The sequence below is a fragment of the Lysinibacillus zambalensis genome (genome assembly GCF_040183165.1).
GTDB classification, from domain to species: domain Bacteria; phylum Bacillota; class Bacilli; order Bacillales_A; family Planococcaceae; genus Lysinibacillus; species Lysinibacillus zambalensis.
Genome location: NZ_JBEGDG010000025.1, coordinates 23,251 through 39,794, shown reverse-complemented (window position 1 = coordinate 39,794; position 16,544 = coordinate 23,251). Strand labels below are relative to the sequence as shown.

The window sequence follows — 16,544 nt, the reverse complement described above, 5'->3', positions numbered from 1 at the left end:
ATTAAGGAGTCTTAAAGTGTGTCTTTTTGCAAAGCGAGGGGTTGATTTCCGTTCCGACTGGGCGCTTTCCTGGGGGCGTCCGATGAGCCGCTTCACTCGCAAAGCTCGCGCCAGGGTCTCATCTGTGACGCTAATCCCCAAGGAGTCGCCCAGTCGTAACGAAAATCTCCCCATTCAATTACGTGTATCCCCTGGCATGACATTCTAATTTATAATGATAAAATGAAAATTAGCAACAAATGTTTTATGTGCGAAAGCGAAGTGGTAGCAACATCAGATACAAATAAGTTTATTCAGTTCGAAAATGGTAAGTAGCCAAAGCGTTCACTTTTGAAAGCATGAAATTTATTACACCACTACGCTATTGTTGATTGGAGTGGAAGGCTACTCGACTCCCGTGGGAAAGCGAGACAGGCGAGACCCTGCACGGAGCGTAGCGGAGGAAGCGGCTCGACGCTCGCCCACAGGAAAGCGAGTAGCCTGGAACGGAAATCACCCCTTGCTTTGGGTAAAGCATACTTTATTTAAAACGAAACCTTAATTTCATCGGTACAAATTTCTAACTAACGAGGAGCCAACATATGAAGCTGGTTCTTTTTTAGGATGCACATGTATTGTTTTTTTGGCATATGTATTTTCAGTTAACTTTTAAGGCAAGCTTGTAGTAAACTAGAGAGTAAGAAAAGGAAAGAGAGGGAATAGGATATGCCAACACCTAGTATGGAGGACCATATCGAACAAATATATTTATTAATCACTAATAAAGGGTATGCTCGTGTGTCTGACATTGCTGAAGCATTATCTGTTCTTCCTTCTTCTGTTACAAAAATGGTTCAAAAATTAGATAAAGATGGTTATTTAGTTTATGAAAAATACCGTGGCCTTACATTGACGCCTAAAGGAGAAAAGCTTGGGAAACGTCTTGTACAGCGCCATGAACTTCTAGAGCAATTTTTGCGAATCATTGGTGTAGATGAAGAGCGAATATACAATGATGTAGAAGGTATCGAACATCATTTGAGTTGGAATTCAATCGATCGAATTGCGGATCTTGTGCAAGTAATGGAAGAAAATCCGGACATCGCGAAAAAGCTAGAGGCATCTAAAACACATCATAACTTTTAATCTCTATCAGCGAATGTTTTGTGTAGCGACAGCTACAGATGTTAAAGCCTTCGGTGAAGTTTTTTTGCGAAAATGATGGTAAGAAGGAAAGGAAGACAATATGAACGAATTAAAATCAGGTGAAGTTGTTACATTAACTGTGTTAGAGCAACAAGCATCGAAATGGATCTTAACAAATGGAGTTGACGAACTGCCCTTAAATGCTTCAGAGGTAACAGAGCCACTTGCAGTAGGTGACCGCCTTGAAGTATTTTTATTTGCAGATCGTCGTGGTGATTTAGCAGCTACAACAGCTATCCCATCTTTCGTACAAGGGGAATATGGCTGGGCTCGTGTTCTAAAAGTAGTCGAGCGTGAAGGGGCTTTTGTAGATATCGGTACTTCACGCGAGGTGCTAGTGAAAGCTGAAGATTTACCTGCAATAACAGAGCTTTGGCCAGCACCAGGCGACCATTTATTTATGACATTGCGCACAGATCGCAATGGTGATTTATTTGGACGTTTGGCAACTGAAGAAAAAATTTCGGAATTATATGAAGGTGCATTTGAAGACATGCACAATAAAAACATTAAGGCACGTCCATATCGTTTATTACCAGTTGGCTCGTTTTTATTAGGTGTAGACATTCCGTACCGTATTTTTGTCCATGAATCAGAGCGTAATGAAGAACCTCGTCTGGGACAAGATGTTGTTGTTCGTATTATTGATGTAAAAGACGAGGGTTCGATGAATGGTTCACTTTTACCACGTAAACATGAGCGTATTTCAGGTGATGCGCAAAGAATTTTAAATTACCTACAAGAGGTAGGAGGAAGAATGCCATTTGGCGATAAATCCTCACCAGATGAAGTTCAAGAAATGTTTAACATGAGTAAAGGTGCATTCAAACGAGCGTTAGGTACACTTATGAAAGCTGGTAAAGTGAAACAGCAGGATGGTTGGACAGAGGAAATTTAGTGTAGAAGAAATTCTTCTGCACTAAGAGTATGAACGGCTACTAAATGAAATTAAAGAAAATGACGAGAGCTCTTTGAAACCTTCTCGTCTTTTTTTCGTACTAATAATTGTTTAGTAATTGATTGGCATGCATTTTACAGGCCAAATGAGTTTTTGGATGAAAGGGGTCACACAATTTGAAAAAAACGTGGATAAAAATACTAACAGCGACAATGTTAGTATTTGGCGTGATGGCACCCGCAACAGGTTTTGCGGCTGATAATACGCCACCTAAAGCAATTGATGAAAAATTAGGAGTACCGATTGTCGTATATGGTGCAAACTTATCTGAGGCTGAAAAAGAGTCTGTTAAAAAGTCATTAAAAGTGAACGAAGAGCCTGAAGTTGAAGAAATAACAGTATCAGGTCAAGACTTAGCTAAATATATTAAAGATAGTAATTCAAGTTCTCGTATGTATTCTTCTGCCAAAATCACGCGTAAAAATGCAGGAGAAGGATTAGTTATTGAAATTGTTACACCATCAAACATTACACAGGTTACATCTGAAATGTATGCAAATGCCATGCTAACTGCAGGTATTGAAGATGCAACAGTACAGGTGGCTGCACCTAAAGCAGTAACAGGTCATTCAGCGCTTGTGGGAATTTACAAAGCTTACGAAGTAAAAACAGGTGAAAAGCTTGATACTGAGCGTACAGATGTTGCAAATGACGAGCTATCAGTAGCAACTACTCTTACGCAATCAGCAGGAGTTGAAGATGCCAAGGTTGCAGAGTTACTAACAGAAATTAAAAAAGAAATTGCAGAATCAAAGCCAGCGACTAAAGAAGAGGTTGAAAAGATTGTGCAAGAGCAATTAAACAAGCTTGAAATTAATTTAAGTGAAAAGGACCGTCAATTGCTAGTTGATTTGATGAACAAGATTAGTAAACTAGATATTGATTTTGGTAAATGGTCTGAACAATTAGATGATATTAGCAATACGATTAAAGAAAAATTCGGATCGCTAATGGAAGATAAAGGCTTCTGGGAAAGTGTGAAAAATTTCTTTGCTAATTTAAAGGATACAATCGCATCATGGTTTAATTAATCTGGACGCAATTACGCCAAGGCAAAATTGATAGAAAAGAATCTGCAACACTTTCTCCTGATTGCTAGAGAAAGTGAGCGGATTCTTTTTTTTATAAGGTTTATATTTTTTTAACGTGCCACTCGCCAGCTTTGTAAAAATATAAAAAGCTATGGTACTATGATAAAAAGGAGTGGTGAGAAATGGAATTTCAATTACAACAGCTAGCGGATAAAAAGCATGCTTTTGTTTATGAGCAAGAAGGGGAAAGATTAGCGGAAATTACATGGCAGCAAAAGGGTCAAGTAATGGTCATGGATCACACATATGTATCAGATAAGCTCCGTGGCCAAGGGGTGGCCAAAAAACTGTTGGATCATGCCGCAGCCTATGCACGTGAACAAGGCTATAAAATGGAAGCGGTTTGTTCTTATGTAGTTGCAGCATTTGAAAAATCCGCTGCTTACAATGATGTAAAACAATAAAGTGAAACTTTAATCAGTGGTGATTTTTTCTTCCCCACTGATTATTAGTCTTCACCAATCGGGCGTTTACGGGCAGTTTTAATCCAACCTTACTTCTTTAATTTTGCTAAAATTTTATGGTGAAAACTACTGCCCGTTAACGCGGGATAAAATAAGGCAATCTGCTTATTAATAAGCTGGATTGCCTTTTAACTTCTTTCAGTAAATGTTTTTGTAAAACATTTACTGAAAGAAGTTAAATCCTCCAGAGGATGTCACAGAATCGGAAAGGAGTTCTTTGTGCTTGCACAAAGCCGATTCTGGACGCAATTATGCCAATGCATAATTGATTTTTATAGACCATTCATGTGGCTCCTTACAGTAAAATACTATAAATTAGTATTGTTAAGATGCCTGCTCCACCTACTAATGAAGCCATGTCTACCCAATCATATACTGAATCTAAATCTTTCATAATAATCACTCTCCTGTTATTAGTATAAATTCATTAATTCCCTTTACTTGTCCTTTGTAATCATAAAAAGTTACAAAAAATCGTAATTATGAAAAATAAATGTTTACCATAAAATTTTGTAGAAGAATAATTAACTATTTGCGAAAAAATATAGATGTACTAAGAAATGTGTTTATATTATGGAAGCGAAGGGGAATAGATGACTCTCTTTTTATATATGCAGTAGCGTATATAAAAATTATGTTTAGTCCTCAAAAAATAGGGAAAAGATATATTACAGAGCTAGTTTTTATATTTTTGGGAGGGATTTATAATGGCGAAACGTAAAGGGTCAGGTGTTATGCTAGTAGGGTTAACTTTAGCAGCATCTTATTTAAGTAAAAAAGAAAACCGTGATAAAGCGTTGAGTATGTTTAATAATGCAAAATCTAAATTAGCATCTTATTTGAATACAACGAATATGGAGATGCATGGAAACATTACAGAGCGTATATCTACTGAAGTAGCCACAGAAGCTGGAACGTCTCCAACAAAAATAGCTTCAAATGAAATGGTTGCTGAAGGTGGAGGGCATACAGGTATCCATTACTTCAATGGAGAAATTCAGGAACAAGAGAAATAACAACAAAACCTTCTCATTTTACGTGAGAAGGTCTTTTTTGTGTACATATGATGATCGTTGCAAATACTAATAATACAATTCCAGTAAATATAAAGCCGCTGACAATACCTAGTGAGAGCCATCCTAGTAATGAGGAACCTAAGACAACTCCTAATGAGAAGAAGGCATAAAAATAACCATAGGCTTTTCCGCGGATTTCTGCCGTCGTAGAGTCGATTAAAAGTGAATTGACTGATGGGAATAAGAAGCCAAATCCGATACCGTAGCAGGCCATTGCAATATAAAGTAACGTACTTGAATCTGCCTGACTAATTAATAATTGACTGATCCCCATTAAACCTATACCAAGGGATAATGTTTTGATAGGAGCGACCTTATCGAAAATACGGTTAGTAGGCAAAATAAATATGAGAACAGCAATAATGCCAAATGTACTCATCAAGGTACCACTTAAACGTGAATCAAAGCCTAAAGATTGCACTTTTAGTGGAAGGAGATAGGCAATAACTCCTTGAGAAAACATTAAAAAGAATGCACTGGTAAAGGCTTTCAATGTACCTGGATTATTAAAAAGTACATAAAAAGGAATGTTTGCAGTTGAAGCAGACTTTTCTTTTTTTACCTGATTTGATTTTAATAAAAAGAAGGCAAGTATTCCTAACAAGAGCATAAAGCTTGCAGTTATATTAAAAACGAATGGTACGCTAGTACGACTCGCTAAAATTCCGCTAAATGCAGGACCGATTATTGCAGCGATACCAACAAATGCTCCAGAGATAGCACTGCCCTTACCTCTTTTTTCTTGCTCAGTAGCATTCGCTAAAAATGTGAAAGCAGCAGGAACGATAAAGCCCGCAACTAATCCATGTACAAAGCGGACTACTAATAGAAAAATAGGATCTTCCACAAAATTATAAAGGGATAGTGAAAGGCCTGTCGTTAAGAGACCTAGGATTAAAATAACGAATGGTCCTTTACGATCAGTTAAAAAACCAGAGATAACATTACCAAATGTATTGGAAAGGGAATACATACCTACTGCTAGGCCGGTAATGAAGGCTGATGCCCCTAAGGATTCAGCATATGTACTCATGACAGGAAGTTGAGTAAATAGGTCGAAAAACGAAAAGAATATAATCAAATAAATAAGTTTCTTCATAGCTCCTCCGATAGAAAATTATATGTTAATGAGAATGAATATCACTCTTATTATACCATTTTCGACAAAAAAGAACGCCTCATAAGTTTTTGACTTAATGAGGCGTTCCTGAATGATGAAAATTAAGCTTTAGCAACTTCTTTTTTCATTGTTTTGTTTTTAGCAAGATTTACGTGCCAAGAAAGTGCTTCCTCTAAAATATGAGGAGTTTGATGGCTACCAGTTGCTTCTACAGCACGGTTATAGTAATCCCAAAGTTGTTCTTTGTAATCTGGGTGTGCACAGTTTTCGATAATTAAAGGTACACGCTCTTTTGGTGCAAGACCACGTAAGTCAGCAATACCTTGCTCAGTTACGATTACATCAACATCATGTTCAGTGTGGTCAACGTGAGAAACCATTGGCACGATTGAAGAGATAGCGCCGCCTTTTGCGTATGATTTAGTAACAAAAATACCTAGACGTGCGTTACGTGCAAAGTCACCTGAACCACCGATACCATTCATCATACGAGTACCTGATACGTGAGTTGAGTTTACGTTACCGTAGATATCTAATTCTAGAGCAGTGTTGATTGAAATTAGACCCAAACGACGGATAAGCTCTGGGTGGTTAGAAATTTCTTGTGTACGTAGGCAAATTTTATCAGCGTACTTTTCTAAATTGCCGTATACTTTTTTCTGTAGTTCTTCAGTCAGCGTAATTGAAGTAGCTGCAGCAAATTTAACTTTACCAGCATCAATTAAGTTGAATACAGCATCTTGAAGTACTTCAGAAGCAACAACTAAATCTTCAAATTCTGAATCAGCGAAGCCGTCAAGTACAGCGTTTGCAACAGAACCAACACCAGATTGTAATGGCATTAATTGTTTTGTTAAGCGACCCGCTTTAATTTCATCACGGAAGAAGTCTAATAAAATGTTAGCCATTGTTTGTGTTTCTTCATCAGGTGGTACGATTAATGAAGGAGCATCAGGCTCTTCAGAAATAACAATCGCTTTAATTTTAGCTGGATCAACTTTGATACCGATATCACCAATGCGTTGCATAGCATCAGTCATTGGAATCGCTTCACGTTTACCTTGCTCAGCTGGTACATAGATATCATGGATACCTACTAAAGCTTCTGGGTGAGAGATATTTAACTCGATAATAATATTCTCAGCGTATTCAGCAAAGATAGGTGAGTTACCCACTGAGTTTGTTGGGATGATGAAGCCATCTTCTGTAATAGCTACAGCTTCAAGGATTAAATGTTTAATAGGTCCGATAATTCCTTGGCGAACTAATTCAGCATTATGTGAAAGGTGAGCGTCTACATATAGTACATCCCCAGAGTTAATTAAGTTACGAATACCTGCATCTCCTTGGAATGGTCCGCGTTTGCGGATAACACCAGCTTCAGCTAAGTATTTATCAACTTCAGGTCCTAAAGAAGCCCCTGTATATACATCAATTTTGAATTTTTCGTTTTTAGCGCGCTCTACTAAAGCCATAGGAACAACTTTTGCGTCCCCCGCACGAGTGAATCCACTCATACCAACTACATCACCGTTTGAGATAAGTGCTGCAGCTTCATCAGCAGTAACAATTTTACTTTCAAGTTCTTTTAAGCCTAGGCGTTTTTGAATAATTGCATCCATTAAAAAGTCCTCCCCTAAAAAGTTTTATGGAAACCGATTACAAAACTAGAAAAAACGTGTAAGAATTTTCTGTTTATTTAGTTGTAGTATGACACCAACCATTTGAATAATACTATCACCAAATTGTCACAATTACTTTAGAAATAGCATTAAATTGAGTAAAAACAGGAAAAATGAGCATAAAAACGAATTTTCGACAGAGAAAACGTTTTAATGTAGAGGTGTATTGTTTTTAGAGAATTTTACTTTTGAAAATTCAGTAATATAATGTGGGGTTAATTTCCGTTCCGACTGGTTGATGAAGAGCATTTAAATTTAGCAAGAAAAAAGTACAGCGAACAATTAAAATGCTCGCTGTACTTATAAAAAAATTAGAAACCTAAAGAACGACGGAAATAACTTGCATAGCGTTGGCTAACTGGAATACGAGTACCGTCTTTCATGATTAATAAAAACGTTGAATGAGAATCTGGTTGAATTTCATCAATGTAGTCAATGTTAACGATATAAGAGCGGTGACAACGTATAAATGAGTCAGGTGCTAAAAATAGCTCAAGATCACTTAGGTTTAAGCGGTGGTAGCCTTCACGACTCATCGTTTTAACAAATGTTTTTCGAAGCTGTGTTTCAAGATAAATAACTTGGTCATGTTTGATTGGGTACCAGCAGTCATCAATTTTAATAGTAATGTAGTTCGTTAAAAATGCTGATGGCTTTTGTGGGAAGATTGCAGTGATAGCACCCTTAGTTTCGCCTTCCTCCATTAAAGGAATACTCATGCCATAATATGCTACTCCAAATACATCAGGCTCAATGTAAGAACTAATCTTTTGTCCGTAGTTTAACGCTTTATGAGCTGCTGAACCTTCTTTAATTGGGTCGCCAGGCTTGATCTTTAAATCAACTTTTTTGCTTGCTTGGTAGTACAAGTATTCGTTTGTATCGGAGATTGCGATAGAAGTATTCTCGGGGAAGAATTCTTTAATAATCTCCATAATTTCTTCTATTTGTTTTGGATCCACTATTAACACCTCGTCTAAACTTTTAAAAATAGTATTATCATCTATTTTACTACATATTCATATAAATTATATAGAGAAGATTTCGGAATAAAAAAGAGAAATGTCGATTGATGAAAAATATAGGTGTAAAACGACATTACATAATTTGTAACAAATTTTAAAAAATTACTAATTCGATTTGATATATATATGGTAAAATTTAATTGTGCGACATAAGTTTACGGGGTTTCTACTGTGTATATATGATAAATTAGAACTAGTGTGAAAGACAAAATGTGGTTGAAAGGAAATCGCAGAATATGGTAAAATTCACTGTATAGTCTATTTTTTTTTGTAACTGATGGTATAGTTGGGTTATTTTTATTATATAATATATGAAATATGACTCAATTCGTACAATTGATAAGGAAATACTATTTTCTTATTTTGAAATAAGTAGATTGGTGTCAAGAATTGTAACAGCAATTCGTGCAATCTGAGGAAAGATGGGGAAGATTATGCAACTACATCAACATTCTATGTCAGAAACGATATCCAAAAGATACTTTCAGGAAATCGATAGTATTAACCAATACATCGGTGTAGAAGAATTTTTTAATATTGAGTCGAAATTAGTATTTGAAATTTACCATTTAGAATCTGCAAAGGCAAAGAAATCTTTGCATAAATTAATTGATATTCTTTCCATACGTTTTGGCAAACAAGTCATTAAAATTGTTCGAAGTTATTTTTCTGTTTTGTCGTCAATTGTTGCACGTAAATTGCTAGACAATCAAGTTCCTTCGAAAAAAGCTTTTGCTTTTAACATTGCTTGTAATGATATGATTGAAAATCAAATGAAAGACGCAGAATTTTTACAATTCGCTGATGATTTAATTGATTTTTTTGTCTACTTCATCGCAGATCGCAAGCAACCGACTTTTCGTCACCAGACAGTTAATAAAGTAATAATGTATATAAACGATGAATTGGAAAATGACTTAACAGTGGAAAGCATCGCAAATAATTTTCATATAAGTACGAGCCACTTATCACGTATATTTAGAGAACATGTTGGTATTACACTTGTTGAATATCTAAATGTTCGCCGAGTAGAAGAGTCACAGTACTACCTTAGACACACGAATAAAAGTATAACTTCTATTTCAGATCAATTCCATTTCTGTAATCAAAGCTATTTTACCCGCATCTTTAAAAAATATACTGGGGTAACGCCCAAACATTTCCGAGATGAGCTACATCATGAGTTTTATCGTTTCGAGATGGCGGAATCAGAGCTTCAAAACGTTTAAAGTCATAAAAAGATTAATAAATAGATGCGGACGTATTAGCGATGCTAAAGCTCGCATCTTTTTTATGCTTGCTATTTGATAATAATGGACCCGATAATGTATACTTCATTTTAGTTGATAAATAATAGTAGGTGGAAAAATGAAGAATTTGAAGCTATTTTCAATGCTTGGACTTGTCGTTTTTGTTCTTAGTGGCTGTCAAGCTGTGCAAAACAAAGAAGGTTTTTTCTATAGTATCTTTGTAAAACCTATGGAATTTTTATTGGAATTTTTCGGTAATACTATTTTTTCAGGTAGCTATGGTTTAGCAATTATCGCTATTACGGTTCTTATTCGTTTAGTTTTAATGCCGATTATGTTAAAAAATTATCGTCAGCAACAAAAGATGAAAACGAAAATGGATGCGTTTAAGCCTGAAATGGAAGCTGTTCAGAAAAAGATGAAGGAAGCTAAGACAAAAGAAGAGCAAATGCAGTATCAGCAAGAAATGATGGCATTATATCAAAAACATGGCATCAATCCACTCAACATGGGTTGTTTACCAATGTTAATTCAAATGCCTATTATCATGGGTCTTTATTTCTCTATCTTATATTCTACAGATGTGAAATCACATGAATTTTTATGGTTTAGCTTAGGTTCACCTGATATCGCTATGACAATTGTCGCAGGTATTGTTTATTTAGTTCAAGCACGTGTATCATTATGGACAGTACCAGAGCAACAAAAAGCACAAATGAAAATGTTTATTTATATTTCACCAATTATGATTGTCTTTATCTCGATGTCATCTATGGCAGCCCTACCACTTTACTGGTCGGTCAGCGGTGCATTATTGATTATTCAAACATATATCGGTCGGAAATTTTATTCGGAACATCCGGAAAAAGTAAACTCATAAAATTATTTGTCGAGGCTTATGTAGCCTCGATTTTTTTAGGAGGACAGTAAGATGAATACAAAGTGGCTATCATCTATTCTAGTCGCAATTTTTAGTATCGCGGCTATCGTATTTATTATCATAGGTAATTTTAACTTTGCGGTATTTGCAATGACTATTATGTTTGCCGTATCTAATGGATTTAGAGCAAAAAGTTTTAAAGAGCAAGGTTATATAAAAGAAGCGAAATGGATGAAGTACATGGCAATCTTTTTCTCAATTGCTTCTATTGTAGTGTTTATTATTATTCTCACAGACTAACAGATTAATTTTGAAATCATGGGTGAAAACCCACACCCTAAATTGTGAACAGTGCTAAAATGAGACTATAGCAAAATAGTAAAAACTAGTATCGGTACTTACTGAAGGACTGTTCTTTGAAGATGTAGTACTGGATAACTTTAAAAGGGGTAAAAAATAGTGAAAAAGAAACGTTTTCCACTCATCCTGGGTGCTTTAATCTCGGTGGCGCTTATCGCATCTATTTTCGTAGTTTATAACTATAAAAATAAACAGATAAATAATGCATCTGATGGACATGAACAACAAACCGCAGAACCAACTAAAAAAGATTCACCTGTAAAAGAAGAGCCGAAAAATACAGCGGATAATCCGGTGAAGCCCGAGCAGAAGGTAGATGAAAATGGCTATATACCAAATCAAACATTACCAACTGAGCCGACATATATTAAAGGGATTTTATTAGCGAATAAAGTATATCCGCTACCATCTACCTTTGCGCCTGAAGAAAGTCCAGAGGCACGTCAAGCTCTAAATAAAATGCTTGCTGCTGCAAAACAACAAGGTTTTGAATTAGTAGCTTTTAGTGGCTATCGATCTTTTGAATATCAAACAACACTATATAATAACTATGTAAACCGTGATGGGCAAGCTGCCGCTGATCGCTATAGTGCGCGCCCTGGTTATTCAGAACATCAAACCGGTTTGGCCTTTGATATAGGGGAAGTCGGTAAAGATAAATTATGGCTAACTGAAGAATTCGGTGAAACACCAGCAGGCCAATGGTTATTTACACATGCTCAAGACTATGGCTTTATTTTACGATTCCCAAAAAATAAAGAAGACATCACAGGTTATATGTATGAGTCATGGCACTACCGTTATGTAGGTGTAGACATAGCAAAAGACATAAAAAAACAAAATATAACGCTAGAAGAATATCTAGGTGTGAAATAAAAAAAGGGAAGAGAGTTGTTCGTAATGTTACGAACTAGCTCTCTTCCTTTTCTACATTCTACAAGATCGGTGTTAATAAGCGTGAAATGGATTCTTTAAATTTAATTAATGCGGAACGATTTTGGTACATTTCCCAAGTTAATTCAGTACAATCAAAAATATCTTTTTCAAACAGCTCAGCAAGCTGATGTGAAATCGTTGAGTCATAAATGAAGGCATTTACTTCAAAATTTAAACTGAAACTGCGTACATCAAGGTTTGCAGTACCGATTGTTGATGCTTCATCGTCAATAATGATTGCTTTAGCATGAATAAAGCCCTTTTCATAAATATAAACTTTCGCTCCTGCACGCAATAATTGTCCTACGTATGAATATGTAGCCCAATAAACAAACATATGATCAGGCTTATTTGGAATCATGATTCTTACATCAATGCCTGAAAGCGTCGCAATTTTAATAGCCTCTAAAAAACTAACATCAGGGATGAAATATGGCGTTTGGATATATATATACTTTTTCGCCATATTAATAAGCTTTAAGTAGCCCATTTTAATATGTTCCCAGTCAGAGTCAGGTCCACTAGACACGATTTGTAAGCCCACATCGCCTTTTTTTGGAATAGCAGGGAAGTAACGATCTGAATAGCCCATTTTCTGTTGTACGGAAGCTTGGTTCCAATCAAGTAAAAAGCGTGTTTGCAATGGATGGACGGAGCTACCTTCAATACGTAAATGTGTGTCTCTCCAATAGCCAAACTTTTTTTGTAGACCGAGATACTCATCTCCAACATTAAAACCACCAATATAACCAATACGACCATCAATCACAACAATTTTCCGGTGATTTCTAAAATTTAAACGAGGGTTTATAAGTGGCAAAATGGATGGGAAAAATACTTCGACTTCTCCACCTGCAGTAAGTAATTCTTTGAAATGGCGTTTTTTAACATTGCGCGAGCCCATTTCATCATATAAGATTCTTACCTTAACTCCTTGCTTTGCTTTTTTTATAAGTGCATTAACAATGCGTGTACCTAAGTCATCTAAACGGAAAATATAATATTGAATGTGAATATGATCTTTTGCTGCCTCAATATCTGTTAGTAGCTGCTCAAATTTATTTGCACCATCATCAAAAATATCAATGTGGTTATCTTGCGTTAATACAGCATTATTTGTTTTAAGATGCATGTAAATCATTTCTTTATAGTTTTCCGCATTTTCGATCCGAAACTCGAACGTATTATCTCGAATCGCTTCTGTCTGATAGCTAATGAGGTTATCGATACCGATATCCTTGCGTCCTTCCCAACGGAATAAATGTTTTTTTCGTAGTTGTCGTCCGAACATCAAGTATAAAATAAACCCACCTAATGGAATGAAGAATAGTACGAGAATCCATGCCCATGTAGAAGTGGCATCTTTACGCTCTAAAAAAATTATGACCATTGCTGCCAAAATATTAACAAACATAATTAAAGGTACTAGATATCCAACATCGGTAAAAATACTCATTCCTACACCTGCCTTTACTATATTTGCGTAATACACTTAGTATAACTTACTTTATAAGTGGAAAGAAGATATGAAATTTGGTTGGTAAGCATGGAAAAGGATTACCTCCAAATAAGAACGAGGTAATCCGAAATCCATTTTGCCCTGTTGTATTGAAATAGTTGTATCGTTGCTTTCGCGCAGAAAAACCGTTGTTGCTGTCGCTACGCTTTCGCACAGAAAAAAACTTGTTGCTGAATGAAGATAAATGATTAGTAATGCTCCCATTGAAATAAAATATCAGAGAAATCCTTTTGGAGGAGCTTTTCTCGGTTAATAAAGAATTTCCCAACGCCACTATCTGCCCACATAATACCGATTTCATCATTAGAGTCGATTTGGAGTAACAATACATCATATCGTTTAAGAAGCTGTGATTCGTGACGGATATCCTCCTCTATAAAATAGGCGTAACCGCCAATTTTAGCTCCAGCCCCTAAGAAGTGTTGTAAATAAATTTCCCGTAAATCAACATCTTCTGATGAAGGAATTAAGTCTGGTAAATAATGTGAGGCTCGATAATCTAAAGCGGAAACAGGTTCTTGAATCGGTTGAAATTGTAATGCTAATTCCTGACGAATAGGGAACTGATCGTCTGCTGCTTGTGCTAAAAACTCCTGACTAGGGGGTGTTGCTTCAAAATTTACGGTAGGATAAAAACGTATTTTATAAAATTGCTGAAAAATATCCTCGTGATAATGATCAGCATTCACGAAAATATTAGATGAAATAAAAAATTGCAGAATACCCTGAGATGGGAAATCTTTTAGAGGTGGCATTTCTGCAAAGTTAATTTGAGCTAATAGCCGCATAGTCTCGCCTGCAATATCTTTCGGATATGTCTGGTAATATGGTAAATAAGGTTCTCCAGCAAATTTACTTTCCGTTAACGTAGTTGATCGCTTATAAGGTGTGATAATCATTGCTGAAATTAGTGTTTCTTCAATTTCAAAACGAAACGATTCTAGCTCTTTTGGAAGAAAAAAATTTGTTGTTTTGTTCATGCAGAGCCCTCCGGTAGTCCGTTCCAATATTCCTTGATGTGTTTTATTATGCTTTGAATTACTATTAAGTTACGGCTTTTTATCAACAAATTATTCAAGTCGTAAAGATTTATTTGATGCTTTAAAAATAAATATTAAACTAATTGAAACGACGGCTATTGCTGCTGAAGTATAATAGCCTAAACTAGATTGCATAGTAAATAGCCAAGTAAAGAATAGTGGACCTAGAATGCGTCCTAGATTATCCATCGAATAGGAAAGACCTGCAGCAGTTCCGTATTGACCACCAGATTCTTTAGTTGAAAGAGATACAACGCATGTTCTTGCGAGTGCATTTCCTGCTGTGAAAACACAGAGGGCTAAACCGGCCGTAAATAAGTTAGCTGTTAAAGTGAATAAAAGCATACCCATTGCTGTGATAATTTGTGCACCTATTAACCAAGTTGTCTCGCTTCCGTTTTTAATTCGTCTAACCACACCGCCTTGAATAGCTGCATCTACAAAGCCGCTAAACATAAACAAATAACCAATTTGTAATGGTGTAATTTGAATTCGATCAATTTGGAACAACTGGAAAGTCGCTTCCACTCCTGCCAGCATAAAAGTCACTAAAAATGAGAACATAAATAAATAGCGCACACGGTACTGCAACATTTTTGTAGCACCCTTTGGCATAATGGCACGTTTATTTGTATCTTTTCGTTTTGTAGGTTCTTTTAAAACGAAACTTGCATAAATAAATAATAGCGCAATTAGTGTTGCTGAAGCGATAAAGGGTAGTTGCAAGCTGTAGTGTCCGAGCATACCACCAATTGCTGGACCAAAAATAAAACCGAGCCCGATGGACATGCCCATGAGACCCATATATTTATTGCGATCCTCTTCACTCGACATATCTCCTACAAAGCCTGTTACAGCTGTATATAGTGCTCCCGAGAACAAACCACCCACAACGCGTGAGATGTATAACATTACTAAATTAGTAATAAATAATGAGAAAATAACAAAGCTTAAGCTAAAACCTACAAGACCTATTAATATAAGTTGCTTACGACCTACCTTATCGGACAGCATACCCCAAAGAGGTGCAGTGAAAAAACTGGCGAGCGAATACACTGTAAGTAAGCCACCTACATGTATATTATCCCAATTTTGCTGAACTATAACCTCAGGTAAGACAGGTATAATAATTCCAAATCCAAGGTAGACGAGGAATTGGACAGACATTAATAATAAAATTGCCTTTTTCATACAGTCCCCTGCTTTCATACAATATTTTAGTATGTATATTCTACCTCTCTTATTATTGTTATTACAAGAAAACGGAAGAATAAACAGTTTAAATACTAAAGTAGGGGAGGATATTTTGTTAAGGTGTATACGAAGGTTTTATATAGCGAAGGCTGGGTGACTTCTTAAGGAAAGCTGTAAAATTGGAGCGAGCGAAGTGGAGGAAAGAGGCTGAACACTGTATAAAAAATGACAAACTGTTAACAATGTAATTATATTGACACCAAAAATGAATGGCGAACTAACGTAAGTAACTAAATGGACTCATTCTATTTTTAATTTTTTGTATCGAATGTCGCATAGAGTATTAAATTATATCTGGGTTATACTACTAGAGGGTATATCGGTATTTTATTTTATTAATGTTTAAATTTTGTTACTTAGTGGTAAATGGTTTAAAAGAGGAAAAATTTACATTGTAACAAAAATGAAAAATTTTAAAGCAAAGTTAAATGGTATGATAGAAAGAGATTAACTCGTCAGACATCATACGCTTGCAAAAATGAAACTTTTTTGGAAATAAAACGTTATATAAATTCGAGGAAAGATTGAGGTGGAATGTATGACAAAAGAAGTAGATTTGAAAAAGATTGTTTCGAATTTATCTAAGTTGGGTGTAACAGCCACTGTAACAAAGTCTCGACTTGAACTTTTAAAAGTGCTCACACCACCAACGCAAACACCGCAAGTTCAAGCTTAACTCGTTTTACAAATAAAAATGGGTAGTC

General features: G+C 35.8%; 16 protein-coding genes. 10 read left to right on the top strand and 6 right to left on the bottom strand.

Going from position 1 to position 16,544, the window contains the following annotated elements; genetic code table 11:
• The first annotated feature begins 705 nt into the window (after nt 1-705).
• The 5 genes from mntR (at nt 706) to ABNX05_RS22420 (ending at nt 4,714) form a co-directional block, all read left to right on the top strand.
• Nucleotides 706-1,125, top strand: a complete 420-nt coding sequence (gene mntR / locus ABNX05_RS22440; protein ID WP_079562516.1) for a transcriptional regulator MntR — start codon at nt 706-708, stop codon at nt 1,123-1,125.
• A 100-nt stretch (nt 1,126-1,225) separates the two neighbouring features.
• Nucleotides 1,226-2,083, top strand: coding sequence for a CvfB family protein (locus ABNX05_RS22435; RefSeq protein ID WP_349661728.1), 858 nt, complete (start codon nt 1,226-1,228; stop codon nt 2,081-2,083).
• Between the two features lie 176 nt (nt 2,084-2,259).
• Nucleotides 2,260-3,174: a DUF1002 domain-containing protein gene (locus tag ABNX05_RS22430; RefSeq protein ID WP_349661727.1), complete on the top strand. Its 915-nt coding sequence runs from the start codon at nt 2,260-2,262 to the stop codon at nt 3,172-3,174.
• Nucleotides 3,175-3,356: 182 nt separating this feature from the next.
• A complete protein-coding gene (locus ABNX05_RS22425; protein ID WP_349661726.1) occupies nt 3,357-3,638 on the top strand; it encodes a GNAT family N-acetyltransferase in 282 nt (93 codons plus the stop codon).
• 767 nt (nt 3,639-4,405) lie between these two features.
• Nucleotides 4,406-4,714 (top strand): YbyB family protein, encoded by a 309-nt coding sequence (locus tag ABNX05_RS22420; protein ID WP_349661725.1) that lies wholly within the window; start codon nt 4,406-4,408, stop codon nt 4,712-4,714.
• A 13-nt stretch (nt 4,715-4,727) separates the two neighbouring features.
• Here the strand turns inward: ABNX05_RS22420 and ABNX05_RS22415 are convergent, their stop codons facing one another.
• From ABNX05_RS22415 to ABNX05_RS22405, 3 genes are all read right to left on the bottom strand, one after another.
• Nucleotides 4,728-5,873 (bottom strand): MFS transporter, encoded by a 1,146-nt coding sequence (locus ABNX05_RS22415; protein WP_349661724.1) that lies wholly within the window; start codon nt 5,871-5,873, stop codon nt 4,728-4,730.
• Nucleotides 5,874-5,995: 122 nt separating this feature from the next.
• Nucleotides 5,996-7,516, bottom strand: a complete 1,521-nt coding sequence (gene scpC, locus ABNX05_RS22410) for a succinyl-CoA:acetate CoA-transferase ScpC (RefSeq protein ID WP_349661723.1) — start codon at nt 7,514-7,516, stop codon at nt 5,996-5,998.
• Between the two features lie 371 nt (nt 7,517-7,887).
• Complete coding sequence (locus ABNX05_RS22405) at nt 7,888-8,538, bottom strand: LytTR family DNA-binding domain-containing protein (RefSeq protein ID WP_049663393.1); 651 nt, start codon at nt 8,536-8,538, stop codon at nt 7,888-7,890.
• 497 nt (nt 8,539-9,035) lie between these two features.
• Between ABNX05_RS22405 and ABNX05_RS22400 the strand changes: the two genes are divergently transcribed.
• The 4 genes from ABNX05_RS22400 to ABNX05_RS22385 all read left to right on the top strand — a co-directional run bounded on the left by ABNX05_RS22400 (nt 9,036) and on the right by ABNX05_RS22385 (nt 11,967).
• Entirely contained in the window at nt 9,036-9,830 is a 795-nt protein-coding gene (locus tag ABNX05_RS22400; RefSeq protein WP_079562523.1) for a helix-turn-helix transcriptional regulator, read from the top strand.
• A gap of 139 nt (nt 9,831-9,969) precedes the next feature.
• Complete coding sequence (gene yidC, locus ABNX05_RS22395) at nt 9,970-10,731, top strand: membrane protein insertase YidC (RefSeq protein ID WP_349661722.1); 762 nt, start codon at nt 9,970-9,972, stop codon at nt 10,729-10,731.
• A 51-nt stretch (nt 10,732-10,782) separates the two neighbouring features.
• Nucleotides 10,783-11,031, top strand: coding sequence for a hypothetical protein (locus ABNX05_RS22390; protein WP_197141517.1), 249 nt, complete (start codon nt 10,783-10,785; stop codon nt 11,029-11,031).
• A 159-nt stretch (nt 11,032-11,190) separates the two neighbouring features.
• Nucleotides 11,191-11,967: a M15 family metallopeptidase gene (locus ABNX05_RS22385; protein WP_349661721.1), complete on the top strand. Its 777-nt coding sequence runs from the start codon at nt 11,191-11,193 to the stop codon at nt 11,965-11,967.
• A gap of 58 nt (nt 11,968-12,025) precedes the next feature.
• On the opposite strand, the gene cls is transcribed toward ABNX05_RS22385, so the two are convergent.
• From cls to ABNX05_RS22370, 3 genes are all read right to left on the bottom strand, one after another.
• Nucleotides 12,026-13,483, bottom strand: coding sequence for a cardiolipin synthase (gene cls / locus ABNX05_RS22380; protein WP_349661720.1), 1,458 nt, complete (start codon nt 13,481-13,483; stop codon nt 12,026-12,028).
• 251 nt (nt 13,484-13,734) lie between these two features.
• On the bottom strand, nt 13,735-14,526 hold the full coding sequence (locus tag ABNX05_RS22375; protein ID WP_349661719.1) for a YwqG family protein: 792 nt from the start codon (nt 14,524-14,526) through the stop codon (nt 13,735-13,737).
• A gap of 90 nt (nt 14,527-14,616) precedes the next feature.
• Nucleotides 14,617-15,777: an MFS transporter gene (locus ABNX05_RS22370; RefSeq protein ID WP_349661718.1), complete on the bottom strand. Its 1,161-nt coding sequence runs from the start codon at nt 15,775-15,777 to the stop codon at nt 14,617-14,619.
• Between the two features lie 601 nt (nt 15,778-16,378).
• On the opposite strand from ABNX05_RS22370, the gene ABNX05_RS22365 reads away from it, so the two are divergent.
• Nucleotides 16,379-16,516, top strand: coding sequence for an Lmo0850 family protein (locus ABNX05_RS22365; RefSeq protein WP_004232019.1), 138 nt, complete (start codon nt 16,379-16,381; stop codon nt 16,514-16,516).
• Nucleotides 16,517-16,544: the final 28 nt, after the last annotated feature.

Bases quoted from the DNA above. Each gene is read 5' to 3' on its own strand.
- mntR (WP_079562516.1), top strand. From the start codon at position 706: ATGCCAACACCTAGTATGGAGGACCATATCGAACAAATATATTTATTA.
- ABNX05_RS22435 (WP_349661728.1), top strand. From the start codon at position 1,226: ATGAACGAATTAAAATCAGGTGAAGTTGTTACATTAACTGTGTTAGAG.
- ABNX05_RS22425 (WP_349661726.1), top strand. From the start codon at position 3,357: ATGGAATTTCAATTACAACAGCTAGCGGATAAAAAGCATGCTTTTGTT.
- ABNX05_RS22420 (WP_349661725.1), top strand. From the start codon at position 4,406: ATGGCGAAACGTAAAGGGTCAGGTGTTATGCTAGTAGGGTTAACTTTA.
- ABNX05_RS22415 (WP_349661724.1), bottom strand. From the start codon at position 5,873: ATGAAGAAACTTATTTATTTGATTATATTCTTTTCGTTTTTCGACCTA.
- scpC (WP_349661723.1), bottom strand. From the start codon at position 7,516: ATGGATGCAATTATTCAAAAACGCCTAGGCTTAAAAGAACTTGAAAGT.
- ABNX05_RS22400 (WP_079562523.1), top strand. From the start codon at position 9,036: ATGCAACTACATCAACATTCTATGTCAGAAACGATATCCAAAAGATAC.
- yidC (WP_349661722.1), top strand. From the start codon at position 9,970: ATGAAGAATTTGAAGCTATTTTCAATGCTTGGACTTGTCGTTTTTGTT.
- ABNX05_RS22390 (WP_197141517.1), top strand. From the start codon at position 10,783: ATGAATACAAAGTGGCTATCATCTATTCTAGTCGCAATTTTTAGTATC.
- cls (WP_349661720.1), bottom strand. From the start codon at position 13,483: ATGAGTATTTTTACCGATGTTGGATATCTAGTACCTTTAATTATGTTT.
- ABNX05_RS22375 (WP_349661719.1), bottom strand. From the start codon at position 14,526: ATGAACAAAACAACAAATTTTTTTCTTCCAAAAGAGCTAGAATCGTTT.
- ABNX05_RS22370 (WP_349661718.1), bottom strand. From the start codon at position 15,777: ATGAAAAAGGCAATTTTATTATTAATGTCTGTCCAATTCCTCGTCTAC.
- ABNX05_RS22365 (WP_004232019.1), top strand. From the start codon at position 16,379: ATGACAAAAGAAGTAGATTTGAAAAAGATTGTTTCGAATTTATCTAAG.